General features: G+C 53.7%; 1 protein-coding gene. It reads right to left on the reverse strand.

All coding sequences use genetic code 11. The annotated features are described in order from the left end of the window. Positions 1-220 (reverse strand): hypothetical protein (locus AAEY83_RS15465; protein ID WP_351060333.1); only part of this gene is annotated, 220 nt, incomplete at its 3' end. Positions 221-268: the final 48 nt, after the last annotated feature.

Here is a 268-nt window from a genome sequence, read left to right on the forward strand (position 1 = left end):
GTTCCAGAGAGGTGGCAAGTTCAACGATAGAGATGTCTTGGCCACGTAGCGTGCTCCAGCCAATCCGGCCTACCGCATATGAGCGACTGTGCGGTTGCGTGTCGAAAAAATAATTGAACGTCACCCGACCCTTTGCAGGCTGATTGACGATGACCTCGTTATTGCCTATCTCCGGATGTGTGCAGTGTCCGGAGGTCAGTACATAAGCCGGATTCGACACAGTACCGGGTTCTCGTGTGTCAATGAGTGTACCGGAGCAGGTCATGCC

The sequence above is a fragment of the Psychrobacter sp. TB20-MNA-CIBAN-0197 genome, assembly GCF_040309765.1.
Lineage (GTDB): Bacteria > Pseudomonadota > Gammaproteobacteria > Pseudomonadales > Moraxellaceae > Psychrobacter > Psychrobacter submarinus.